This window comes from Bacillus sp. 2175, assembly GCF_057812155.1.
This window is the reverse complement of the sequence record NZ_CM173819.1, coordinates 2,445,524-2,468,813: the sequence shown is the minus strand read 5'-3', so window position 1 is coordinate 2,468,813 and position 23,290 is coordinate 2,445,524. Positions and strand designations below refer to the sequence as shown.

The 23,290-nt window shown below is 34.7% G+C and carries 24 protein-coding genes and 6 pseudogenes; 4 read left to right on the top strand and 26 right to left on the bottom strand.

Annotated elements, in window-relative coordinates; translation table 11 throughout:
- Window positions 1-4 precede the first annotated feature (4 nt).
- The 15 genes and pseudogenes from ACXKY9_RS12910 to ACXKY9_RS12840 all read right to left on the bottom strand — a co-directional run.
- Window positions 5-746, bottom strand: a pseudogene (locus tag ACXKY9_RS12910) (hypothetical protein); the annotation flags it as partial.
- A 299-nt stretch (window positions 747-1,045) separates the two neighbouring features.
- A pseudogene (locus ACXKY9_RS12905) lies at window positions 1,046-1,524 on the bottom strand (RNA 2'-phosphotransferase).
- 47 nt (window positions 1,525-1,571) lie between these two features.
- A pseudogene (locus ACXKY9_RS12900) lies at window positions 1,572-1,895 on the bottom strand (hypothetical protein); the annotation flags it as partial.
- Between the two features lie 26 nt (window positions 1,896-1,921).
- Window positions 1,922-2,260, bottom strand: a complete 339-nt coding sequence (locus tag ACXKY9_RS12895) for a hypothetical protein (protein ID WP_000540188.1) — start codon at window positions 2,258-2,260, stop codon at window positions 1,922-1,924.
- 24 nt (window positions 2,261-2,284) lie between these two features.
- A pseudogene (locus tag ACXKY9_RS12890) lies at window positions 2,285-3,325 on the bottom strand (polymorphic toxin type 50 domain-containing protein); the annotation flags it as partial.
- A 174-nt stretch (window positions 3,326-3,499) separates the two neighbouring features.
- Window positions 3,500-4,747 carry a PoNi-like cognate immunity protein gene (locus ACXKY9_RS12885; RefSeq protein WP_038415357.1) on the bottom strand — a complete coding sequence of 416 codons (1,248 nt, stop codon included), beginning with the start codon at window positions 4,745-4,747 and terminating at the stop codon, window positions 3,500-3,502.
- 27 nt (window positions 4,748-4,774) lie between these two features.
- Window positions 4,775-5,227 (bottom strand): annotated as a pseudogene (locus ACXKY9_RS12880) (hypothetical protein); the annotation flags it as partial.
- Between the two features lie 247 nt (window positions 5,228-5,474).
- Window positions 5,475-5,777: pseudogene (locus ACXKY9_RS12875) on the bottom strand (PoNe immunity protein domain-containing protein).
- A gap of 75 nt (window positions 5,778-5,852) precedes the next feature.
- A complete protein-coding gene (locus tag ACXKY9_RS12870) occupies window positions 5,853-6,380 on the bottom strand; it encodes a hypothetical protein (protein ID WP_001278747.1) in 528 nt (175 codons plus the stop codon).
- 12 nt (window positions 6,381-6,392) lie between these two features.
- Window positions 6,393-7,865 carry a T7SS effector LXG polymorphic toxin gene (locus ACXKY9_RS12865; protein ID WP_000056118.1) on the bottom strand — a complete coding sequence of 491 codons (1,473 nt, stop codon included), beginning with the start codon at window positions 7,863-7,865 and terminating at the stop codon, window positions 6,393-6,395.
- The gene (locus ACXKY9_RS12860; RefSeq protein WP_000076595.1) at window positions 7,862-8,224 is read right to left on the bottom strand and encodes a DUF3958 family protein; all 363 of its coding nucleotides are present in this window, start codon (window positions 8,222-8,224) and stop codon (window positions 7,862-7,864) included. The genes ACXKY9_RS12865 and ACXKY9_RS12860 overlap by 4 nt, the downstream gene beginning before the upstream one ends.
- 40 nt (window positions 8,225-8,264) lie before the next feature.
- The gene (locus ACXKY9_RS12855) at window positions 8,265-8,540 is read right to left on the bottom strand and encodes a TIGR04197 family type VII secretion effector (RefSeq protein WP_000503641.1); all 276 of its coding nucleotides are present in this window, start codon (window positions 8,538-8,540) and stop codon (window positions 8,265-8,267) included.
- A gap of 212 nt (window positions 8,541-8,752) precedes the next feature.
- A complete protein-coding gene (locus ACXKY9_RS12850; RefSeq protein WP_000583816.1) occupies window positions 8,753-9,046 on the bottom strand; it encodes a putative quinol monooxygenase in 294 nt (97 codons plus the stop codon).
- A 46-nt stretch (window positions 9,047-9,092) separates the two neighbouring features.
- Window positions 9,093-9,731, bottom strand: coding sequence for a nitroreductase family protein (locus ACXKY9_RS12845; protein ID WP_000185373.1), 639 nt, complete (start codon window positions 9,729-9,731; stop codon window positions 9,093-9,095).
- A gap of 18 nt (window positions 9,732-9,749) precedes the next feature.
- Window positions 9,750-10,178, bottom strand: coding sequence for a MarR family winged helix-turn-helix transcriptional regulator (locus tag ACXKY9_RS12840; RefSeq protein ID WP_000204172.1), 429 nt, complete (start codon window positions 10,176-10,178; stop codon window positions 9,750-9,752).
- A 265-nt stretch (window positions 10,179-10,443) separates the two neighbouring features.
- Between ACXKY9_RS12840 and ACXKY9_RS12835 the strand changes: the two genes are divergently transcribed.
- Complete coding sequence (locus ACXKY9_RS12835; protein WP_000207800.1) at window positions 10,444-12,387, top strand: elongation factor G; 1,944 nt, start codon at window positions 10,444-10,446, stop codon at window positions 12,385-12,387.
- Window positions 12,388-12,432: 45 nt separating this feature from the next.
- On the opposite strand, the gene ACXKY9_RS12830 is transcribed toward ACXKY9_RS12835, so the two are convergent.
- Window positions 12,433-13,077 carry a hypothetical protein gene (locus ACXKY9_RS12830; RefSeq protein WP_000679151.1) on the bottom strand — a complete coding sequence of 215 codons (645 nt, stop codon included), beginning with the start codon at window positions 13,075-13,077 and terminating at the stop codon, window positions 12,433-12,435.
- Window positions 13,078-13,098: 21 nt separating this feature from the next.
- Complete coding sequence (locus ACXKY9_RS12825; protein ID WP_000366228.1) at window positions 13,099-13,566, bottom strand: NUDIX hydrolase; 468 nt, start codon at window positions 13,564-13,566, stop codon at window positions 13,099-13,101.
- A 193-nt stretch (window positions 13,567-13,759) separates the two neighbouring features.
- Here ACXKY9_RS12825 and ACXKY9_RS12820 point away from each other — a divergent pair, with 193 nt between their 5' ends.
- Entirely contained in the window at window positions 13,760-14,551 is a 792-nt protein-coding gene (locus tag ACXKY9_RS12820; RefSeq protein ID WP_000449121.1) for a DUF4240 domain-containing protein, read from the top strand.
- A 64-nt stretch (window positions 14,552-14,615) separates the two neighbouring features.
- Here ACXKY9_RS12820 and ACXKY9_RS12815 read toward each other — a convergent pair whose 3' ends face one another.
- The 8 genes from ACXKY9_RS12815 to ACXKY9_RS12780 form a co-directional block, all read right to left on the bottom strand.
- Window positions 14,616-15,047 (bottom strand): SMI1/KNR4 family protein, encoded by a 432-nt coding sequence (locus tag ACXKY9_RS12815; protein WP_000265341.1) that lies wholly within the window; start codon window positions 15,045-15,047, stop codon window positions 14,616-14,618.
- A 52-nt stretch (window positions 15,048-15,099) separates the two neighbouring features.
- Complete coding sequence (locus ACXKY9_RS12810; protein ID WP_000697694.1) at window positions 15,100-16,125, bottom strand: SDR family oxidoreductase; 1,026 nt, start codon at window positions 16,123-16,125, stop codon at window positions 15,100-15,102.
- A 100-nt stretch (window positions 16,126-16,225) separates the two neighbouring features.
- A complete protein-coding gene (locus ACXKY9_RS12805; protein ID WP_000844658.1) occupies window positions 16,226-17,161 on the bottom strand; it encodes a serine hydrolase domain-containing protein in 936 nt (311 codons plus the stop codon).
- A 24-nt stretch (window positions 17,162-17,185) separates the two neighbouring features.
- Entirely contained in the window at window positions 17,186-18,076 is an 891-nt protein-coding gene (locus tag ACXKY9_RS12800) for an AraC family transcriptional regulator (RefSeq protein ID WP_000428669.1), read from the bottom strand.
- 166 nt (window positions 18,077-18,242) lie between these two features.
- Window positions 18,243-18,752 (bottom strand): nucleoside deaminase, encoded by a 510-nt coding sequence (locus tag ACXKY9_RS12795; protein WP_000545359.1) that lies wholly within the window; start codon window positions 18,750-18,752, stop codon window positions 18,243-18,245.
- A 240-nt stretch (window positions 18,753-18,992) separates the two neighbouring features.
- Window positions 18,993-19,166 carry a hypothetical protein gene (locus tag ACXKY9_RS12790; RefSeq protein ID WP_000367555.1) on the bottom strand — a complete coding sequence of 58 codons (174 nt, stop codon included), beginning with the start codon at window positions 19,164-19,166 and terminating at the stop codon, window positions 18,993-18,995.
- 19 nt (window positions 19,167-19,185) lie between these two features.
- Entirely contained in the window at window positions 19,186-19,656 is a 471-nt protein-coding gene (locus tag ACXKY9_RS12785; RefSeq protein ID WP_001266063.1) for a GNAT family N-acetyltransferase, read from the bottom strand.
- Window positions 19,657-19,673: 17 nt separating this feature from the next.
- A complete protein-coding gene (locus ACXKY9_RS12780; protein WP_000610500.1) occupies window positions 19,674-20,075 on the bottom strand; it encodes a DUF3980 domain-containing protein in 402 nt (133 codons plus the stop codon).
- Window positions 20,076-20,171: 96 nt separating this feature from the next.
- On the opposite strand from ACXKY9_RS12780, the gene ACXKY9_RS12775 reads away from it, so the two are divergent.
- Entirely contained in the window at window positions 20,172-20,639 is a 468-nt protein-coding gene (locus ACXKY9_RS12775) for an NUDIX hydrolase (RefSeq protein WP_000623999.1), read from the top strand.
- 18 nt (window positions 20,640-20,657) lie between these two features.
- On the opposite strand, the gene ACXKY9_RS12770 is transcribed toward ACXKY9_RS12775, so the two are convergent.
- A complete protein-coding gene (locus ACXKY9_RS12770; protein WP_000832987.1) occupies window positions 20,658-21,569 on the bottom strand; it encodes a DMT family transporter in 912 nt (303 codons plus the stop codon).
- A gap of 124 nt (window positions 21,570-21,693) precedes the next feature.
- Here ACXKY9_RS12770 and pdxR point away from each other — a divergent pair, with 124 nt between their 5' ends.
- Window positions 21,694-23,136: a MocR-like pyridoxine biosynthesis transcription factor PdxR gene (gene pdxR, locus ACXKY9_RS12765; RefSeq protein WP_000454903.1), complete on the top strand. Its 1,443-nt coding sequence runs from the start codon at window positions 21,694-21,696 to the stop codon at window positions 23,134-23,136.
- Window positions 23,137-23,290 lie beyond the last annotated feature (154 nt).

The window sequence follows — 23,290 nt, the reverse complement described above, 5'->3', positions numbered from 1 at the left end:
CTCCTTACTCAATTATTTTCTTCCCAGAAGAATCCAAAATGTTTTTAACCACATTACCATCCTTGTCAACATTAATTAGTATATTTTGTACATTTTCAGGATTCAAAAGCATTTCTTCTCGAATTTTATCTGCCATTTCTTCTCCAACAGTTGATTCCAAACGTCTAGAACCATCTATCCATATTTGACATTTGTCGTCCATCTTTAGTTTTCCCCAATTGTGAACTACCAAACTTTGCTTCATCAATAACATATTTGATCTTTGATTCTGCATTTGCATTTTCGTATAATCCATCAATTCCTTTTACTATTTTATCATTTATGCCTGATGGTGCACTTTTTCCGACTGGCTTTAAATCAAATCCAGCTTCTTTTAAACTTTGATTATTCAATAAATTGTCACTAGATTTTATTTCACCATAATTACCTTTTTGCTTATTTGTAGCTGTTTTTGCATCAAAATTATCTACAGTTGTATTTTTGTTACTGCTAGGTTTACCGTTAGCCGCACCTCCACCAGAAGACTGGATTTTTTGAATAGTATCCTTAGTATTTTGAATCGATTTATCCCAAACAAATCCACCATGTACAAAAAGACTTGCCCCAGTAGCTGTTGCTGCTATATCTAATGGAATAACAATTGGTGATGCTAATCCGCCAGTTCCTACTTCTGCAACGATAGTTAAGAAATTAGATCCGCCTATGAGCGAAATAGCTTCAAACATTTCTACAATGGACCCGGCTATTTAATAATATTGTCCAGCTTTTTCTAATGTTTCTTTACATTGAAAAACATACTATATAACATCAATTGAAGCCTATGTGCCTGTGAAATGCGAGGTACGAAAGTGCATTCGCTTAAATAATAATTTTCAATTTAAATCAACAAAAGAGACCTCAAATGTGAAGTCTCTTTTGTTGATTATTTTCCATAAGTAACTCGCCTTTTATTTGTTTATTTTAAGACAGATAACATGGTTCATTCAAATATATATCCTAAAGAAAAATTTTTTCCTGCCGTCATAATCTAGTAGAATAGATTCAATTAATTCTTATTAATTGCGATAAACTCACTAGGAATCTCATCTGCTAACCAAGCTTTTTCATTTCCTAAATAAAATTTAACGCCTTCTTCTCTAGCTTTTTCAGTATTAACTTCTAAAATAATAGGATGCTTATCTTTTCTTTTCCCCACTAATTCAGCAGTTACAATATCTTCAGAAAGATGGACATATTGTCTATACATAGGTGATAGCCCATTTAATTCAATAGAATTTAAAAAGCGAGGAGATGTACCATGATAAAGAAATTTAGGTGGAACGCCTTCTTCCTTTACTATTTTCATGGGAATAGAATGTTCATACAACGCACGAATTTTATTTTCTTTTAGCTCATGCCTTTTTTCTCAGATTTCTCAATCATTATTTTTAAATCTTCTATCTTCACATCTCTCCATTCAATGGATTGGTGAAGTGCGTGTAAAAGTTGCTCAACAGACACCCAGCCATTCTCATCTAACTCCAATTCGTATTCCCACGGAGCATGACGTAAAGCATAAGATACTTATTCAATTAAATTTTTAAATGATTTTGATTATTGTTTTTTTCACTTCGATTGTAATCTATCATTTCTTTCATAGCACATTCAACCCAATCCCAAAAGTCATCAAATTCTTTTCTTCGTTCAAAACCTTCACAAGTAAAATCATGAATAAATTGAACTTTACTTCCTTTGTCGATTTCAAAACATGCAGTATCATCATTATCAAATCTTTTAGCAAAAGGAATCAGCTTACGATTAGGATATCTTTTCTTCATACCAGAGTATATGTTAGTAGCCTGTTCTGATTCCATTAAAAACCATATATCAAAATTAACTAAATCTAATTTGACTAATAAGGTAACAGTTTAAATGCCACCTATTATTTACACATTTCTCTTTCCCATACTCTTTTTCCGTCAGTTAAAAACACTGCACTTGGCGGATCATCATAGAGAGAAATTTCAACCAATGAACTTTTTTCTTGTTTTAACCAATTATATACAGTACCTTCGTTTGTATTAGGTCGAGATAAAATATTATTTACTCTAAATACAGCTGCATCATATTCTGTATAATTTATATCATCCTCATCTAGTCCATTGTCTGTTTCAAAAACTGTATCTAGTTCTCCAATAATCCTCAATCCACTTTTCCATTCTAGTATCATGTCACTATGTTCATAATTTATTAATGTTCCAATTAAAGAATCGTACCCCATTCGCATCCTCTTTTCTTATGATTTTTATGGTCTGGATGGTACTATATGAGCGCCATCAAGACCATAATGAATCAACCCTTTAGTAGTCTCATGGTATTCACCAGTATTGCGGTCATAATATTTTCCTATTGGCTCACCAAAGTCTACTCTTTCTCTACCGTTTTTTAATAGTTCACCTTTTCCTGCAAACTTATCAAGCAATTCTTGTGCTATTTTATTATCGCCATAGAAAATGCTCTTATTTTTTCCATTTGCTAATTCTTGTTTATAGTTCGGTGTATCAGGAATATGCTTCTCTTGAGCTCCTGCTTTCACTTTTATTGGATAACCATTTACTTCACGGTATGGACCTTTAGGTACAGAATCTTTTCCATAAGAAGGTATTCGATTACTCGCACCCTTACCCCCACCAGAAGACTGGATTTTTTGAATAGTATCCTTAGTATTTTGAATCGATTTATTCCAAACAAATCCACCATGTACAAAAAGACTTGCCCCAATAGCTGTTGCTGCTATATCTAATGGAATAACAATTGGTGACGCTAATCCGCCAGTTCCTACTTCTGCGACGATCGTTAAGAAATTAGATCCGCCTATGAGCGAAATAGCTTCAAACATTTCTACAATGGACCCGGCTATTGATATAACATTTCCAGCCAACCTTCCAGCTTGGTAAGTTGTCTTACTTTCTAATTTATCATTCTCATGTGGTTGTAGTCCAAAAAAGTTTTCTAGTGCTGCATCACCAGCACCTTGAAAAAATTCGATAACTCCATGCAAAAATGTTTGCGCATAAATGGCTGTTTTTTCATGCCATGATCTATTGTCTTCCTGTTCTTGTAAGTTCATTTCTTGTTTGTGCAAAGTAATTTCTTTCATCTCGTTTTTTCGAGCTGTTTCTTCTATAATCCCCTGAATCGAACTCACCCAATCCATATTCAACCCTTGTGTACTAAACGTCCCACTCACAGGACTAAATCCTTTCCCGCTTTGCACTTCAGCGAGTCCGGCTGTGATGCTAGCCGCTAATTGGAGGGCGGTGCTGTAATTGTTGCTGGACGGATGAATGATTGAATTCATTAAACACACTACTTACTTTACAGAACCATTCGTAAACACAAAAATAGTGGCAGTTGGATTCTCCAAACTACCACTATTTTTAACCTCTTAATTCATTAAATTCCGTATAAATTAGTTTTTTCAACATTACTCATGATACACAATGTTTTAATTTGCTTATTATAGAACTTCCTCTACATCGACACTCTCAATCTTCACTTCATACATATTTGGGATGTTTGCTTCTTTTGGTACCCATGCATAATAATTTTGATCATTCTCTAAAATAAATTGAATTAACTTTGTTTCTGAAACATTCCAGAAATTTTTAAGATTATCAATGTAGTCTTCTAAATCTTCTTTATAGTCCAGTTGTAATATATAATCTCTTACCGTCAGGGCAAACACAATTAAACTTCCTAATAGATTTTTTTGTTCATTTTCTTCTTCATACTCTTGTGGTAAGAACCACACTTGACCTATTCCTATCGTTTTTTTGTATTTTTCATAAAAACTACTATCATCCATATTCTCATAGTCATGTATTAATTCATTGACCAATGAATGCCATTTTGGCGGAATAATATTTTCCAATGCAGGATTATGTTCAATTCCTTCTACTATATCCTCGATTTCTTCTGTCTCATCTTCATAGTGATATTCACTTAGGTCTATATGCTTGAATTTCATTTCATTTTTGTAATGTGCCAAATCATAAGGATAGTGATTATTATCTTTTAAACATGTATCATCAAGTTCCAAAATTTTCGCAAGCGCCGCTGTTTCAAAACTCCAACATCCTACATATCCAGGTTCTTTATGCGCATTTTTCCATTCATAATCATAATGGCCTTTAAACCATTCTTTCTCCATGTACGTTTGTAATCTTTTAGATGCTTCTTTTTTATCTGCTTGTGCAAGTTCTATAATCTCTCTCGTTTTTGCATATGGATTTTCTTTAAAATAAACATTCGTCATTTTTGTGTATCCAATATCACTAGCGCATAAGAGGAAATCGATTACTGCATCGTTCACATTTTTTTTATCAACTATCTTTTTTAATCTTTCTATATTCTTTTTACCCGTCTCTAACAAAATTCCTAAAGAAATTATCCAAAGCATATATATATAACCCACTTTGCTAGTCCCTGTATGCTCTAAATCATCTATCGCATTATAAAAATATACTTCCATTTTACTAATGTCTTCTCCTAAAGAATACATTGCCCTAATATCGTTCATCTCATGTATAAAATTCGACAAATAATTTTCTAATATAATACTTTTGTTATCATTAGGATATCTTTGAATACCATTTTTTTCATCTTCTTCTAAACTTTTAATCTCTTCTCTATTTTCTTCGATAAACTCTTTATGATATTCTATTCCCCTTTTACATTTTTCTTCTATACATAAATGATCTCTCATTCTTTTTAATTCCTCCTCGCTTCTAGATTATGGCCACTCTCCAACGATGTTACCCTTTGCATCTATCTTAAATGTTTTAACCTTTCCACTACTATCAACTTTTGATAATACTCTTTCAACTTTACCTCTTTGCAAGGCTTTCGTAATCTGTTCAGCTAATACTTAATCTCCCTCAACAGCTTTTAATATTCTACTTTTTCCAGTTTCAGAACCTTTCAACCAATCATTTGACATTTGTCGTCCATCTTTAGTTTTCCCCAATTGTGAACTACCAAACTTAGCTTCATCTATAACGTATTTGATCTTTGATTCTGCATTTGCATTTTCGTATAATCCATCAATTCCTTTTACTATTTTATCATTTATGCCTGATGGTGCACTTTTTCCGACTGGCTTTAAATCAAATCCAGCTTCTTTTAAACTTTGATTATTCAATAAATTGTCACTAGATTTTATTTCACCATAATTCCCTTTTTTTCTTTTTTTCATAATATTTTTCTTGGCTTCTACAACTTTTAATTGATGTTCATTTAAGTTTCTAGCAACATAATGCTCTCTGCTACTTTATCAACTTGAACCATACCCTAAATAAAAAGCACTTGTTGCCTTTAGTCGACAATCAAGTGCTATAAGTACATATTTCTGTTACAAGCGTAATTAAATATTTTTTGATTATTTTAACAATAATTATCTCTTTGTACTAATATTATTTTTTCGCATAGAGAATTTATTCATTTTTAAAATGAACCATGTCATAAGGATAATAAGAAATATCTTTTAATATACTATCATCTAATCCTAAAATTTTCATAATTGCTCCACTTTCAAAACTCCAATAACCAAAATATAATTTTTCTTAATGTTTATGGCATTCATACCATACCATATTATTATGCCCAACATACCATTGCCCTAACAAGTATTTTTTCATGAATTCACAAGATTTTGTATTATCATTACACAAAATAACATTAATCAGACTTTTAAATGGCTTTTCAAATAACCAGCTATATTTTCGAACTGTAATCACTTCTTAACAACTACTAATCTACCTCTATTATTTGTATCCCTTCTTTGGTTTCTGGACAATCATTAATGCTTCTTTTTAATACTCATCTTCAAATAAACAATTATATATAGTAACACCTGTTTCCTTTAACTCTAACGAAACATCCTCCACTTCAATACTTAACGTTTCTTTATCAAGATTCTTTATTCCGTTACTATCTAATAATTTTAAAATACTACTTCCTATTTTCTTAGATTCATCATTGTATGGCGAGGACTCTTCAACTAGCTCGATTGTACCATTAGTGTATCTATATCTTAAATATTTAACCACTGCATATGGCGCGATTGCCGAAATCATTAGCATTACACAATTAATTTCTGATTGCTTCCGAACATACTCACTGAATTCTACACTACCAAAACGAAATTTCACATCTAGTGGTAGAAGAATGTAAGAAAAACATGATGAATAACTAAAATCAGTAATATTATCAACGTTTATATTTGATATTTTATTAATTTCTCCATCCCAGAAATGTTTATCAACAAATTTCCCCAAAACATATTGGAAATCACCTTGTTTATATAATTTATTAACAACTTTTAGTATCTCATCACTCATAATTATTCTCCTTTATTGTACAGGGTATCCATGTATATTTCCTTTACCATCCATATGAACCTTTACCCTCGTTTCTCCATTTGGACCTATTGGTTTTCCAAAATCATGTACTCTAACACTTCCATCTGGCTTTACTGGTGTTCCTTTCACCCATGCTTCTTGTGTCTCTACTACTCCATTCTTCCCTGCTCCCCACTGCGATTTGGTTGAGACATTATTCCCATGACCAGGAACATGTTTACCTTGTTTTCCTGCATCAACTTTTGGAGCCCCTGAAACGCCAGCATCAACATGTCCTTGACTTGCTAGTTTATCATTTTTTCCAATGTTCCCTGCTACACTGGCTCCCTGGCCACCATCACCAGTACCCTTACCTCCACCAGAAGACTCGATTCTTTGAAGAGTATCCTTAGCATTTTGAATCGATTTATCCCATACAAATCCACCATGTACAAAAAGACTTGCCCCAGTAGCTGTTGCTGCTATATCTAATGGAATAACAATTGGTGACGCTAATCCGCCAGTTCCTACTTCTGCGACGATCGTTAAGAAATTAGATCCGCCTATGAGCGAAATAGCTTCAAACATTTCTACAATGGACCCGGCTATTGATATAACATTTCCAGCCAACCTTCCAGCTTGGTAAGTTGTCTTACTTTCTAATTTATCATTCTCATGTGGTTGTAGTCCAAAAAAGTTTTCTAGTGCTGCATCACCAGCACCTTGAAAAAATTCGATAACTCCATGCAAAAATGTTTGCGCATAAATGGCTGTTTTTTCATGCCATGATCTATTGTCTTCCTGTTCTTGTAAGTTCATTTCTTGTTTGTGCAAAGTAATTTCTTTCATCTCGTTTTTTCGAGCTGTTTCTTCTATAATCCCCTGAATCGAACTCACCCAATCCATATTCAACCCTTGTGTACTAAACGTCCCACTCACAGGACTAAATCCTTTCCCGCTTTGCACTTCAGCGAGTCCGGCTGTGATGCTAGCCGCTAATTGGAGGGCGGTGCTGTAGTTGTTGCTGGATGAATGTTCGAATTCTTGTAAACGCTCTAGTTTTTCTTCCAGTTTTTTTCTCATTGCACCTAATACCGTTACAATCGCACTTACTCCGGGCATCGGTGTAAGTACTTCTATTGCTTCTATACTTGTAATCGATTGATTAATTCCCCGTATTTGTTCTCTTATTTCTTGTTCGATCACATCTGTCGAAGCAACTTTCGCTTGGAACTCGTTTGGAAATGCTTCGTTTTGGCGAATTAATTCTTCACATAAGCATATGATTCCTTGCGCTAATGGCCGAAATGTTTGGACAAGGTAGGCTTTTGCACTACTGTATGTTTGTCCTTGTAATACTGTGTCTATCGCAAAGGCATCAATAGATTGAATGGCTTGTTCCATACTTTGAATCGTAGCATTACATATAGCGTTCATACTTTGAGTTTGACTTTGTACTTCTCCCAAATACATGTTTAAACTCATGTATTGGCCTCCCTTTGTAGTTGCTGCTGTTCATAGGAAAGGTCGTTTTCTTTCTCACTGAGATGCCGTTTTTCTTTAAGCAACGTCTCTTTTTCATTTTCTAATTCGAATGTAAGTTTTCTTTCATACTGTCCGATTTCTTGCCGCATATTCGTAAAAAGGTGAAACACTTCTTTGTCGCCGTGCCAAGTTTCTAGTATTCGGTTAAATAAACGATTACTTCTATTTTTCCATTCATGAAAACTAACCTCAGCTCGTTCTTGATTTTGCAGCGCAATTCGGTTTTCATTTTGTTCTTCAAATATAATTCGTAATTTTTGATTACATTGACTGATTCTCGTTTCAATTTCTTGACTCATCTTTTCTCCCTACCTTTTCCCCTTTACGTAGGTTGTTACATTATTGAAAAGTCTTTTGAAGTCCTGTATCCATTTTCTCAAATTCATTTGCTACGGAATGGATATTATCAATTGTTTGTTGAAAAGCAGTACAAAATTGTTTCGTGATCTGTAAATTTTGTTGATTTGCCTCTTGTGCTTGGAAGTTCACAGATAGTGTCGTACGCGTTGCCTTATTTATAGAGCGACTAGTAGCACTTTGCATTCTATCTGAAGCATTTCTCATTTTCGTTGCAAGTTGCGTTGCCGTATGCAAATTACTTTGAAATTCTCCCATTACTTACTCCCCTCTACCTTTTATTTACAAGAAAATTATACCACGGAAAAATATCCCAATAAACCGAATGTTCGAATTTAACATACAATTCAGCACTCTTACTGAGGATGCGAGCAACGCTTATCTATCAACATAACTGAGTCCAAAATGGATTCTACTTATACAAAAAAGATGACTTCAGCCATATGCTAAAGTCATCTTTTTCTACCTTATTATTTTACTAATTCTCCATTATAAGCTTTTATATTAAGCGGAGCAGTTAAAAATTGTGCTGCTTTACTAACGAAAGATGTGAAGTGTTCACTCGTATTATGGCTCGCAACTGCTGCTTCATCTTTCCATACTTCTACCATCGTATAAACACTTTCTTTTTCTGTATCTTTATATAAATCATAAGATACATTTCCACTTTCTTCTCTTGAACCGTGAATGAGTGGCTGAATTTCTTCTAAAAATGATTGTTGTTTTGCTGGGTCTACTTGAAATATTGCGTGAATAATAATCATGGTGTTTCCCCTTTCATATTCCATATATTTCTATGACCTAATTAGATTACTTCCACTCAGCAACTTTGTCAATTGGAAGACGTACTGATTGGTAACCACTATCAGCAGCTTTTCCGATTGAAATTAACATTACTGGTACGTAACGTTCTTTATCTAGTCCAAATGCTTCTGCGATTTGGTCTTTTTCAAATCCACCAATTGGACAAGTATCGTAACCGTGAGCACGAGCTGCTAGCATAAATTGCATTGCTACAAGACCACCGTCAATTAGCACTGTATCTTTCATGACTTCTGGTGTAACCATTGAGAAGTAAGCTGAAAGTTTTTTCATTTGATCTTCTTTTACTTCTGCTGGCATTAAACCGCGTTCTACTGCTGTACCGTAAATTTCTTCTGCGTTATCAAAGTTATTTAAATCACCAAATAAAGCGATCATCGCTGAAGATGTTTCTACTTGTGATTGGTTGAATTTCGCAAGTGGCGCAAGTGTTGCTTTCGCTTCGTCACTTTCAATTACTAAAAATCTCCATGGTTGCATGTTTACTGAAGATGGTGCAAGTGTTGCTTCTGTAAGAATTTCTGTCATTTCTTCTTTGCTAATTTTCACTGAAGGGTCGTACTTACGAATTGAACGACGTCCTGTTAAAATTTCGTTAAAATCATTTGTTTTTACTGAGTTAGTCATAGTTGTATTCTCCCTTTTTTATAATTCTTTTATATTTTCTTGAATGTGATTTAACATATTTAAAAGATTATCGCGTTCTTCCTCACTTAATCCTTTAAATGCAGATGCTGCAAAACGTTCTTTTTCCTCTTGAAATGCTTGAATTTTATTTCGTCCCTCTTCAGTAAGAGAAACTAACGTAATTCTGTTATCATCTGGATTTTTACGTCTTACAATCATTTCATTGGCCTCAAGCTGCTTTAAATGCCTTGTTATCGCAGCATTATCAATATTCACTTCTTGTTGAAGTGCTTTTTGACTAATTTCACCTACTTCATATAACTGAAGTATAAGCTCTAATCGAGACTGGCTCATACCCGTACACCCTTCAAATTTCGAACTTACTTCTTTATTTAGAAAGTGTAATTTATATAAAATAATCGCTTCTTTTGAGCATGAACTTGTCAAATTAACCCTCCTTTACAATCAAAATAAAAACATTTGATGTATCAATAGTTGATATGTCAATTAATATAATCTATATCGATTTAGAATGCAAGCATTTTGTTTTCATTTTATTTTTTTCAAATTAAGGCGCTTTGTAGCGTTACAAATAATGTTAATTGCACTATAATAATACTAATTTAAAGAACTGGAGAGTGATTGATAATGCGGCAATATACAAATAGAAATGAGGAATTGAAAATGGAAAATGAAATGAGGATATTCACAAATGACAACAATAAATATAGGGATTGTCGCGCACGTAGACGCTGGCAAGACGAGTTTGACTGAGCGTATTCTTTATGAAACGAATGTGATTAAAGAAATTGGCCGAGTAGATAGTGGTAATACACAAACTGACTCAATGGAATTAGAAAGACAACGCGGAATTACGATTAAAGCATCTGTCGTTTCTTTCTTTATTGATGCTGTAAAAGTAAATGTCATTGATACACCTGGACACGCTGATTTTATCGCTGAAGTGGAGCGATCATTCCGCGTTCTAGACGGTGCGATTTTAGTTATCTCTGCCGTTGAAGGTGTGCAAGCACAAACAAAAATTTTAATGCGAACATTACAGAAACTAAACATACCGACTATTTTATTCGTTAATAAAATTGATCGTAGTGGCGCAAACACTGAAAAAGTTATGAAACAAATAAAAGAGGTTCTTTCAAATGAAGCATTCCCCTTCTACTCTGTTCTAAACGAAGGAACGAAAGAAGCCCGGATCATTGAATACAAATCATATGACGATTGTATGGAACTGTTAGCACCATTTAATGAATCGTTACTTGAATCATATGTAAATAACGAAATAATACCGGACGCACTATTAAGAGAAAAACTAGAACAGCAAATACAGCAAGCGAATGTGTATCCAATCTTTTTCGGTTCAGCAATGACTGGTATGAGCGTAACAGAACTTCTTGAAAAACTTCCGGCTCTCATTCCAACTCTTACATCGGCACAAGAGGAACCATTATCCGGTGTTGTTTTTAAAATTGAACGTGAACCTTCTGGAGAAAAGGTTGCTTATATAAGAGTTTTTTCAGGTAGCTTACATGTTAGAAAATATGTTAATATACAGCGCAGTAAGTCTCTATTCCATAAAGAAAAGATAAAAAAAATGTGCCTATTTCATAATGGAGATACCGTTCAAACTTCTACCGTTCCTAGCGGTGAGTTTTGTAAAGTGTGGGGGCTGAATGATATTAAAATTGGTGATATTATCGGTGAACGTACGGATTATATAAAAGATATTCACTTTGCCGAACCACAAATGGAAGCTGCCATTGATGCGGTACCTAAAGAGCAAATTCATAATTTATACGCTGTTCTTATGGAACTCTGTGAAGAAGATCCGCTCATTAAAGTTTGGAAAGACGATGTTCATAATGAACTATATATTCGCCTTTTCGGTGAGGTACAAAAAGAAGTAATTGAAACAACACTTTATGAGAAATATAATTTGCAGGTTAATTTTTCAAATACGCGAGTTGTATGTATCGAGAAACCAATTGGCGTAGGCAATTCTGTTGAAGTAATGGGTGAAAAAGAGAATCCATTTTACGCAACAATCGGATTCAAAGTTGAACGTGGTGAACTTAATTGCGGTATAACATATAAATTAGGTGTTGAGCTCGGCTCACTACCTTTAGCATTTCATAAAGCGATTGAAGATACGGTATTTCAAACGTTAAAACAAGGATTATATGGGTGGGAAGTTACAGATATTATCGTCACGTTAACACATACTGGTTATGCTAGTCCTGTTACAACAGCGAGTGACTTTAGAAACTTAACACCGCTCGTTTTAATGGATGCTTTAAAACAAGCTGCAACATATGTATATGAACCAGTTAATGCGTTTGAATTAACTGTACCGGAGCAAGCAATTAGTACCGCAATGTATAAGCTCGCTGCCGTTCCAGCAACTTTTGCAGAGCCTATATTCAATAACAATTCTTATCAGTTAACAGGATCATTACCTGTTGCGAAAACAGAGAGTTTCAAACGAATACTACATTCATTTACAGAAGGAGAAGGCATATTTACAACGAAGCCAGCTGGTTTCACAAAACTTATGGCTCCCTTCCCTACTCGAAAACGTGTTGATTATAATCCGCTGAATCGTAAGGATTATTTACTTCATGTTTTGAAGGCTTATTAAAGTAAAAGAGGTGCAATTCGCACCTCTTTTGCATGTATTAATAGGTTAGTTTGTCCTAACAACTTCTTTAAGTTTTCCTATTATTTTCGCTATAGCCTCAATTGAATTTTCCGTTTCATATCCCCCAACATTTACAGAATGATTTGCATTTTTGACAACTTCAATCTGTAAATTCGTTTTATATAACTGATCAATTTGATCTGCATTGTATTGGTGATCTTTATCCCCAATAACTAAAAACCCTTCGTGTCGACTATGTAAGATAAAATCAAAAATTGTATCAAACGTCAGTAAAGGTGTAAGTAGTATCATTTTTGACTGCGCGAATTCTTCTCTCTTCATTAAATCATTTGCAATCGGAATTGTTCCGAATGACTTCCCTAAAAACATAGTCTCGTTGTATTGCTCATCTTTTAATACTTCATTTATTACAGGATTAATATCATCCATCATTACTTTCGTTACTTCTTCCATTGGTTTATTCATTAATTGTCCATCATAAGAATAATGAATATGTACAACATCTATTTTATGTTCAAGCATTAACATCGTTGCGTAATAAAATAACGGCTTATCATAATTGTATCCTGAACCTGAAAACATAAAACAAACCGTACTAGAACCTTTTTCGATATGTGTGTAACGAATTACTTTGTCATTTATATGTACCTCTTTTTTAGTCCCCTTCACCGTTTTCTCCTCCGAATACGTTTACTTTTGTAATACGATATGTTCTGTGTGAACTGATACATCCTTTACTTTCTCTTTTATAAATGCAGGCTGTAAGTTATATGTATGCAGTTCTTCTACTGGCACCCATCTAAACAAATACGTTCTACCCTCTTCTTCCAAAATATATTGATCCGCTCCACTCGCAGGTAACTCATGTAGCTCTACTTCATAATAAAAACTAATTTCATGAAACTTTCGCTCAGAAAGTGTAAAGAAATTTTCTACTGACCATATTAACCTTTTCCTTTTAATAGGAACACCTATCTCTTCCGCAAGCTCTCGTTTTAATGCATCTTCACTATTCTCTAGCATTTTTACTCTACCGCCGGGTACATACAAAAAATCTTCACCGTCACCTTGCAGAATGAGTATTTTATTATCATGTTTACAAATTGCTCCAACGCGGTAATTAAAACATGTTTCCTCAACTTTAAATGTAAGATCCATCCGTAACGCCCCCTTATATAAATATCGAATTATTACAAAACAATTATGTAATTACTGTACAAATAAGGTTACTAAATTTATCCACTCCATTCAATGATTTTTGAATTTTCTAAACTATTATTTTTCATCATTACAAGTGTATATGCATATGTTACAATCATATTGCACACTAGAAAACATTATGGGGGTACGGATGGAAACGTTATTAATCCAGCAAACTGAGAAATCAAATAAGTTTTGGAAAATCGTTGTGAAAGAAAAAGACTATGTTGTGTTTTACGGAAAAATTGGCACAGCTGGCAGTGTGAAAGCGAAAGAGTTTGAAACAGAAGAAGAATGTATGAAAGAAGCTAATAAACTAGTTGCTTCCAAACGTAAAAAAGGATATACAGACCCGTTGCCTGGGGAAGATTACATAAAAGAAAAAACGATAACAGAAGAAGAATTTTGGGAACTACTTAATCGTGCAAAAACGAAAGGTGAAGACCAAGAAGAACAAATAGAATGGCTTACTTCCCACCTTGCTAAACGTACAGTACATGAAATTGTAGCTTTTGATACGCATATGCATCGTCTTTTGAAAGATTCCTATACCTCCCGTTTATGGGCAGCAGCCTATATTATTATGGGTGGCTGTTCAGATGATACTTTCGATTACTTCCGCGGATGGTTATTATATCAAGGAAAAGAGACATACGAAGCTTGTATTGAAGATCCAGAACGATTAATTCCTGTATTAGAAAATTTGAGTGAGTATGACGTCCCAGAAATAGAAGAACTTTCTTTATATTTCGGTTTCACTGTATATGCAGAAAAAACTGGTGACGAAGATGATACTTACTTTACACTTTACCATGTCTTATCTAATGAAGAATTCGACGATGTAGATTTTGAATTTGACTGGAATGAAGACGATGAAGAAGGTTTAAAAAAGATGTTTCCTAAGCTATGGGAACTGTATGGAGAAGAACCGTTTGAGTGGTAGATTCATTATTCGTGAAAAAGTGCCTTGTTTCTTTAGTAACAAGGCACTTTTTTTGATACTATATTTAAATTATCATCTTTCCACTCTCCCACCACTCCATAAAAGTCTTTAAAGAAAGAGCAACCCACGTTCTACTATCATTTTCATGGTTCCATACATATATATCATCTCTTTGTACTTTTCCATTCAAAATGGAATAGCCAAACAAATCACCATTTCCCCCATCAGCAAAAAATAATAAACAGTCAAAAGGCATGTATAAATCCTTAAAATCAACTATATTTCTCATACTCATATTTTCAGTTTTAATTTTTGAAGCAGACCATATAAAGTCACCGTATTCACCTTCTATACCGTTTGTTTCCTGTAATAATTGATATAAATCATTCGGTAACTCCACATGTAAACATTTTTGTATATCAGTAAGTTCATCCTTCGTAGCTGGGTTTTTCAAGCTTAAATTTGATGAGATACTGTGAATGGTGTCTTTCCACATCACCTTTTCCTCCTTATGTGCAATCAAGCATACTCAAAGAACTCCGCTAAATTTATTGATACCATCTTTCTAACAATTCCTTCTCCCTCTCGCCTGAAATACCTGCTTTTAATTCCCATTCTTCCGTACTCTCCATCCACTCATACACATCTGTAACTGTCTCGTCTATTCTTCTAAAAGTAAGCCCTTCATTAACCGCACTTTCGATACAAATAGAAAACCCGCCTCTCCACGGCTTCGTCTCACCATCTAATGGGAAAGTTTCTGGAATCCACAAAGGCATTTCTGTCCAAGGCTGCACATTGTGTTCACTCATAAACGATTCGTCTACCCAAACAAATTCAGCATCGCTATTCGTAACTTTTTTACACGTATTTAACAGCTCTTCCATCGTCAATTCATCATTCGGACCTGTTATATTGAATGTACCTGCTTTATTATTTTCTGCCATGTTGAGTCCAAATCTCGCGACATCTTTTATATCAACTATCTGCACTGGACGATTTTTTCTTCCTGGAACTAACACGTTACCTCCTTTTGCTACACGCTGAATCCAGTATGGAAGTCGATCTGTATAATCGAACATTCCTGAAAGAAGTCCTGCTCTTACGTGTAAAACACGCCCCGGCCAATACTTCTCTGCTTCTTTTTCGCATAATACTTTCAGCGCACCATAATGCTCATAAGGAGATATTTCACCATTCTCTACAGCCTTTATTTGCTCTTCCGTCGGTTCAGGTTGTAATATATAGTCTTCTTTTATGTCATGCGGAATCCAATCTTTATATACGGAAAGGCTTGAGATGAATATATAGTGTTCAATATTATCTTTAAGCACTTCTCCAACATTCCTAATATGATGTGGAGAAAATCCACATGTGTCTATGACAACATCCCACGTTCGATTTTTTAAACTTGATACATCGTTATTTCTGTCACCGGTTAACTGCTCCACATTAGAAAAAATTTCTTTGTTTGTTCCTCGGTTAAATAACGTAATTTCATGCCCTCTCTGTAAAGCCTCATCTACAAATGCTCTTCCTAAAAATCGTGTACCGCCTAGAATTAGAATTTTCATGGTTCTCCCCCATTCGTGATTAATAACCCTTCCTAATGTTTAACGATTTTTTATTGAGGAAAGTTACGGGGAGCGTTTAAATTTTTCTACAAGTTCACCATTACTCTTTTAAAAGTATATACTCTTTGATTAATCTCCATCTATCCTTTATTTCTGGCACAACTTCAGAAGCCATCACCACCACCAATTCCTTCTCTGGAATACAACAAATCATATTCCCACCATCACCCATTGCACAATACGAATAGACACCCTCTTCTTCTCGTAACCACCATAAGTAACCATATTGATTTGAATTCATCGCTATTGATTCTTTTATCCATGATTTTGATAGTATTTGTTTTCCATTATGAATACCTTCATTCAAATACAGCTGTCCAAACTTAGCTATATCCCTAACCGTTAACGTTAGTCCCCAGCCGCCCGTCGAAATACCGTTTGGATCGTGAACCCATCCTTTCACATCTTTTCCGAATAAGTCATCGAATCCAAATGCTTTCATATTGTAGTTTGGAATTTCGCTCATGCCGAGTGGTTGAAATAAGTACTCATTCGCAAATTCACGTGCACTTTTCCCTGTTGCATTCGTAATCATTGCTGATAGTACATGCGCTCCTGCAGATGAATATTTAAAAGCTCCAATCTCTCCACCGTTCCCCATTCTATGAAGTGTATACTGTACCCAGTCTGGTTGTGTACATAATTCTTCTAACGGTTCCTGCCAGTCTACAAAAGGGTATGGAGCTGTCATTGTAAGTAGGTGTCGCACTGTTACTTCAGATGACTTTACTTTATATTCAGGGAAAAACTCTATTACTTTTTGATCAACACTTTTTATATAGCCCTTATCTATACATATTCCAATTAGCGCAGAGATTATCGTTTTTGTAACTGACGCTACATGAAATGTATCATTTTGTCCGTAATCGTTATAATATTTTTCAAAAATAACATTACCTTTCCGCACTACTAACATACCATTCATATTTTCATATTCTTCTTTTATAATCTGATCTAACTTTTCAGCAGTTTTCATTATTCTTTCCCCTTTAACCTATGATTAAAAAGGTTCGATAGGTACATATATATCAACTATATGTTTATGCTTTGGATGCTGCTTTGGATTATTTCTATATACTTCAAAAGGATACGAGTCTCTCGGTTTATATCCGCTATTTGGCAGCCATTCACCGTATAAGAAATCCCATGCTCCTTTATATTCATCTTGGAATATTTCAAAATGTCCTACTGCATATTTTCCAGAAGGTATTACCATTATTCCAACGTCGTTCGTTTCTACTGTGGATTCATCTGAAATTGTTACACATAGACTTGTTCTTAAATGATAGTCCTCAGTAAATTCATGATGATCGTGGTAAATGGTTAATACTTTCGTATCCTCAAATACATGATAGTTTTTCTTCGCCGCGTAACGAAATAATTTTTCTATCATTTCTGGAAAAGCTATAGCTAACTCTTTATATGTACCTGTATGTCTTATGTATGCGACGTTTATATCGTCCGCTGTTACAATTTCAACATTTCCTCGAACCTTCTTACATTCATTGTATTGAGGAATTCCCCTTACGTCTTTGCAATTCTTGCTATTATCGTTTCGATATTGAGACGGACTTACACCGTAATGACTTTTAAATGTTCGGGAAAAAACTGCTGAATCTGTGAATCCGAAGTGATACGCAATATCTGTAATCGTCATGTCTGCGCGATATGTAAGTAGATGTGTTGCCCTTTCTAGTTTCAAGCGATTCACATACCGAGATAATGGCTCATCAACTATTCCTTTAAAAATCCGATGAAAATGATACTTCGAAAATCCTGCTATATCAGCTAGCTCTTCAATGGATAATGAACTGTCTATGTTTGATTCTATATAATCTTGAACCTTATGTATGCGTCTTACATACTCATTTCTACTCTGTTTATTCTCCATACTCTTTATCTCCTCACAACAAAAAGAACCATCCTAGAATACTTTTAGGACGGCTTTCTATTCGTAATAGATTCTTCCATATTCTATTGTTAAATCGATATAATTTCACTATATTTTTTAAATTGATGGTAATGTGGCAGTATCCCGATTTAATTGAAAGAAACAACTATTTTTTTATAGCCCTACGCAAATTAATAATATTATTGGGATTTAGCTCCCATTGTCTCATAAGTTCTTTTTGTCTTGTTTTTAAGTCTTCAAATGGTTCTTCCACTATGTCGATTTTATTAAATTTCCCTTCGAAAACTAAAGCATTTTTTATCTTTTTATATCCACCAAAACCTAAGTCATCATTTAGTAACCAGACTACTCTCTGTATTTTTGCGAATAAAATACCACCTGTACACATTGGACACGGTTCCAACGTGCTATAAATAGTAAACTTCTCATTTTTTATTTTTGCATCAAACATTGCTTCCCCTGCATTGCGAATAGCGTCTATCTCTGCGTGAGCTGTTATGTCTTTTTGTGGATGCACTCTATTTCTTCCTCTTGCAATGACATTATTATTTCCATCAACAATAACTGCTCCTACTGGATATGTGTTTTCTTTTAATGCCTTTTCTGCTTCTTCCAATGCCATCTCCAAAAAATATCTATCTCTTTCAAAATGCATATAAATCCCCTTCTTTTGATGAAATTATTTTATAGAAATTGCTTTTGACATCCCACTCACTTCTATCAAATTAACAAAATAAAAAAAGATATCATTATGTCTGCAACAACAGGGCAAGAATGGTGTTTTGATATAAACTTAATTTAATAGAATTTGTGATACAATCCAATCGCCATTAAGCTAAGAAAAACAAATACCCTAAAACGAGAAATTTTAAGGGATCATAAAATTTTCAAATTTTTAATTCTTGTTTTGACGTTTCTTTTGTATGCTCCCTATAACCCCAAATACAATCGCTACTGCTAAACATACGATTGAGAAAGTTTGTAATACGTTTGTCGAAAAATAGCCTACCCCTAACACTACTGCTAAAACGATTCCTGCTACTAACATTCTCCGTTGCTGCATATCCATGCAATCATTCCCCTTTTATCTACACATGTTTCAAAAATAAAACTCTACTCCCGCCATTCCCATCATAATTTGTATGTACCGATACACCCTCTACCTCATCATCCCCAGCCTCAATTCGAAAACCGATTTCTTGATGAAACTGTATCGACTTTTTATTAGTTGGTGACGTAATTGCTTTTACAACTTTACGATTATTTGCACGAGCGACATCAAAGAAATAAGAATACAATGTCGATGCGATTCCTCTTCTTCTATACTTCGGATTTACACCGATAAAATGAACGTATGCTTCATCTTTATATGTTTGTGAAAAAAATCCGCATAAGAAACCTAACGTTTCACCCTCTTCTTCAATGATAAAACTCGTTTCTTGAAAGTGAACAAAAAACAGTTTTGGCAACATGGCAACCATGTCTCTCCCGCCCCACCAATCATTTAAAACTGAATGAATCTTTACATAATCTTCCCCTTGGATATTTCTTACTCGCATATGTTTCTCCCTCTCACTCACTTCATTTTTTCATAAATTTTAATGACTGTTTCTACTAATAGGATGAATACCCATATCCCGCAAAATACAAGAACAGACTGGAATATAGATCCAATTATCATAACACCAACTGTACCTGTTATTGAAAAAGATATTCCACCAAGCCCTGGATCTTGTATAAATGCTCCAGCAGAAAAAGCAGTTATAATTGATACTATTAAATAAATAACACTCGTTATTTTTAATATCTTTATAGAAAGATACGAGGTTTTTTCTTGTTCCACTTGTGATAATTCGATTTCCCCGCTCTCAATTCCTTTTTGCAAACAGTCTTCACATAGAAATTCTTCCTTAATTTTTTTACCACCGTGCATCGTACCTGTTATTTCTTTACATCTTGAACATTTTCGATTTATCATGTTGTTATCACTCCAATCTGTTAAGATTATACTTATACAATTCTACGTTTACCTTAATATTCCTTTTATGTATTTTATAGAGAAAGGTCGTGTTTTATGATTTCAAAACTCACATTTGGCTCTAAAAAAATTAACGTTCATTATACATTAAGGCCTAGTTGTTATGCGATTATTTTTCAATCATCTTCTTCAAAGATTGCTGTTATCCAAAAAGGAGACCGTTACTTTTTACCTGGTGGCGGTATGGAAGGTAATGAAACAAAAGAAGAATGTTTGCACCGTGAACTACTAGAGGAATTAGGATGGGCAATTAAAATTGATCAGTATATCGGTAATGCGGCTCGATATTTTTATGCAGAAAAGGAAGATATATATTATTTAAACGATGGATTTTTTTATATTGCGAATATGGTGCAGAAACAAACTGAAAACTGTGAGGAGGATCATGTTCTAAGGTGGATGTCTCCATTGCATGCTATAGAGCTTCTCATACACGATCATCAAAAATGGGCCGTTGAACAAGCGCTTTTATTACAAAAACAAAAAGGATCTCCTTCTATATGAAAGAGATCCTTTTTACTGTTAACTTACTTTTTTCAAATTGAGAGCAGGCTTTTTCATTCCACCTTTTTTTACAACATATAAGCCGATAAAAATAATAAGTCCGCCAACGAGTTGCATCAAATTAATTTGCTCTCCAATGGTTACTGCCGCAAAGATCACTGCAAACAATGGCACAAGATACATATAAACCATTACTTTCGTTGAGCCTATTTTACTAATACCGACATACCACATTGCAAGTCCGAAGATGGTCGCAAAGATGATTGAATATGCAAGCGATCCCCAGCTTGGCGTATCTACTGGCCACGTTAAAGAATTTACGTTGAATAAACAGTATATAACTAGCGGTACAATTCCAATTAAAGTAGACCATGATGTGACTCTCATTGCGGAGTATTTTGTAATAAGAGGTTGCGCTAATATTGGATACCATCCCCACGCAATTGCTGCGACTAATCCAATTACATTTCCGAGCCACGCATACTCGTAAGTAGCTCCTCCTGTATGTCCTGTTAATAAAACGAATGCTGCACCAATAAAGGCTACGATTGAACCAATTTGTACTTTCATCGAAAAACGTTCTTGTTTGTGCAATACTGCTAATATCCCTGTAAAAATAGGTGACATTGCAATTAATAATGAAGCGTTCGTTGCTGAAGTATATTTCACAGATAGCATAAACATCGTTTGATACATTGTCGTTCCAACGATGCCGACTGCTACTAATCGTAACCAATCTTTTCTTTCAATACGTAATGAGCGTTCCATCATAAAAGTAATAAGTAATAATACCGGTGACGCTACTAAAAATCGTAAACTATTAAATTGAATGGATGACATATATGCCACGCCATACTTTCCTATTGTATAATTTGCTCCCCATACTAATGCAACAGATACTAGGAGCCATTCCATTTGCCATCGTTTCATCCGAATCTCCCCTTCCATATTTAGCATAGTAAAATTGGCTGGATATAACACCGTCCAATTGGCTGTTTTTTTACCCAGCCAATTTGTTATACTGAATGTATATAAGAGATGCGGAGGCGTTTGTATGGAATGGAAGCTAGATAACGACAGTAAAATCCCCATTTATCAGCAAGTTGTTGACTTTATTGAAAAACGTATTACATACGGAGAACTTCCTCCAGGAAGCTTCCTACCTTCCGAACGAAAATTAGCTACACAGTTAAATGTAAACCGAAGTACAGTAACGACTGCTTATAACGAACTACGTGCTATGGGAATTGTAGAAAGTACGACTGGTAAAGGTACACGTGTAAGTACACATATGTGGGGCGTTTCTCCAACATTAACGCCGAACTGGAGAAATTTCGTAGAAGGCGGTACGTTCTTACCAAACTTACCGTTACTTCGCCATATTCGGGCAGAAGTACAACAAAATGAAAATATTATTGATTTCGCAAACGGAGAACTCGGTTGTAATCTCTACCCACACGATCAACTACAAACAATTTTACGAGAACAACCGTTAACACATTCATTAAGTTATGATCATCCACAAGGCTATCTTCCGCTCAGACAAGCGGTTGTAAAATACATGAGGGAATATTTAAAAGTTGAAGCAACTGAGCAATCCATTATGATTACATCTGGCGCACAGCAAGCACTTCACCTGATCGTACAATGTTTATTAAATCCAGGTGATGCTGTTGCTTTCGAAAGTCCTTCACACTGTTATTCCCTGCCTCTATTCCAATCAGCAGGTATTCGTATTTTCCCATTACCTGTCGATGAACATGGGATTAACCCAGATGATGTACAGGAGTTATATAGAAAACACCGTATTAAAATGATCTTTTTAAATCCAAATTTCCAAAACCCTACGGGAACGATGCTTCATCCAAACCGTAGAAAAAAACTATTATCACTTTGCGCAGATTTACGAATTGCAATCGTTGAAGATGATCCGTCCAGTTTACTTACGCTAGAAAAGAAACAACCTTGCCCTACTTTAAAATCGATTGATGAAAATGGAACAGTCATTTATGTACATTCTTTATCAAAAATGATTGCGCCAGGATTACGAGTCGGCTGGCTCGTCGCTCCGCAATCCGTAGTAGAAAGGTTATCCGACGCAAGGCACCAAATGGAATTAGGTATGAGCATATTCCCGCAGTGGCTTATGCAGCAGTTTTTCGAAACTGTACCATTTCAGTCGCATATCGTACCGTTACGAAAACAACTAGCAGAAAAAAGAGACGTTATCGTTCGCGCCCTAAACGAGCAACTTCACGATAAAATCTCTTTTTCAAACCCAACCGGCGGTATATACATATGGGGGAAACTAAAAGAACCGATAAACGAAAAACAACTTATTATGCAAAGTTTAAAACAAGAAATCGCGTTTATGCCGGGTAGTATTTTCGGTGCGAAAGATGGTTATATTCGTTTATCTTATGGAAAAGTGAATATTGATCAAATTGAGGAAGGTATTTCTCGTTTGCGTGAGGCTATTTTAGTTTGTGAAAAATAACTTTACATAAAGCTCTATCGTTTGACAAAAGAAAAATCTACCATTATTATCAACACGAACCTAGTTACCCCGCATTAACGGGCAATAAAACTCCCAGCTCAAAATTCAGCTGTAACAAAGAAGTTAGGTGGGAGATTAACTGCCCGTAAATGCC

Bases quoted from the DNA above. Each gene is read 5' to 3' on its own strand.
- ACXKY9_RS12895 (WP_000540188.1), bottom strand. From the start codon at position 2,260: ATGGGGTACGATTCTTTAATTGGAACATTAATAAATTATGAACATAGT.
- ACXKY9_RS12885 (WP_038415357.1), bottom strand. From the start codon at position 4,747: ATGAGAGATCATTTATGTATAGAAGAAAAATGTAAAAGGGGAATAGAA.
- ACXKY9_RS12870 (WP_001278747.1), bottom strand. From the start codon at position 6,380: ATGAGTGATGAGATACTAAAAGTTGTTAATAAATTATATAAACAAGGT.
- ACXKY9_RS12865 (WP_000056118.1), bottom strand. From the start codon at position 7,865: ATGAGTTTAAACATGTATTTGGGAGAAGTACAAAGTCAAACTCAAAGT.
- ACXKY9_RS12860 (WP_000076595.1), bottom strand. From the start codon at position 8,224: ATGAGTCAAGAAATTGAAACGAGAATCAGTCAATGTAATCAAAAATTA.
- ACXKY9_RS12855 (WP_000503641.1), bottom strand. From the start codon at position 8,540: ATGGGAGAATTTCAAAGTAATTTGCATACGGCAACGCAACTTGCAACG.
- ACXKY9_RS12850 (WP_000583816.1), bottom strand. From the start codon at position 9,046: ATGATTATTATTCACGCAATATTTCAAGTAGACCCAGCAAAACAACAA.
- ACXKY9_RS12845 (WP_000185373.1), bottom strand. From the start codon at position 9,731: ATGACTAACTCAGTAAAAACAAATGATTTTAACGAAATTTTAACAGGA.
- ACXKY9_RS12835 (WP_000207800.1), top strand. From the start codon at position 10,444: ATGACAACAATAAATATAGGGATTGTCGCGCACGTAGACGCTGGCAAG.
- ACXKY9_RS12825 (WP_000366228.1), bottom strand. From the start codon at position 13,566: ATGGATCTTACATTTAAAGTTGAGGAAACATGTTTTAATTACCGCGTT.
- ACXKY9_RS12820 (WP_000449121.1), top strand. From the start codon at position 13,760: ATGGAAACGTTATTAATCCAGCAAACTGAGAAATCAAATAAGTTTTGG.
- ACXKY9_RS12815 (WP_000265341.1), bottom strand. From the start codon at position 15,047: ATGTGGAAAGACACCATTCACAGTATCTCATCAAATTTAAGCTTGAAA.
- ACXKY9_RS12810 (WP_000697694.1), bottom strand. From the start codon at position 16,125: ATGAAAATTCTAATTCTAGGCGGTACACGATTTTTAGGAAGAGCATTT.
- ACXKY9_RS12805 (WP_000844658.1), bottom strand. From the start codon at position 17,161: ATGAAAACTGCTGAAAAGTTAGATCAGATTATAAAAGAAGAATATGAA.
- ACXKY9_RS12800 (WP_000428669.1), bottom strand. From the start codon at position 18,076: ATGGAGAATAAACAGAGTAGAAATGAGTATGTAAGACGCATACATAAG.
- ACXKY9_RS12795 (WP_000545359.1), bottom strand. From the start codon at position 18,752: ATGCATTTTGAAAGAGATAGATATTTTTTGGAGATGGCATTGGAAGAA.
- ACXKY9_RS12790 (WP_000367555.1), bottom strand. From the start codon at position 19,166: ATGGATATGCAGCAACGGAGAATGTTAGTAGCAGGAATCGTTTTAGCA.
- ACXKY9_RS12785 (WP_001266063.1), bottom strand. From the start codon at position 19,656: ATGCGAGTAAGAAATATCCAAGGGGAAGATTATGTAAAGATTCATTCA.
- ACXKY9_RS12780 (WP_000610500.1), bottom strand. From the start codon at position 20,075: ATGATAAATCGAAAATGTTCAAGATGTAAAGAAATAACAGGTACGATG.
- ACXKY9_RS12775 (WP_000623999.1), top strand. From the start codon at position 20,172: ATGATTTCAAAACTCACATTTGGCTCTAAAAAAATTAACGTTCATTAT.
- ACXKY9_RS12770 (WP_000832987.1), bottom strand. From the start codon at position 21,569: ATGAAACGATGGCAAATGGAATGGCTCCTAGTATCTGTTGCATTAGTA.
- pdxR (WP_000454903.1), top strand. From the start codon at position 21,694: ATGGAATGGAAGCTAGATAACGACAGTAAAATCCCCATTTATCAGCAA.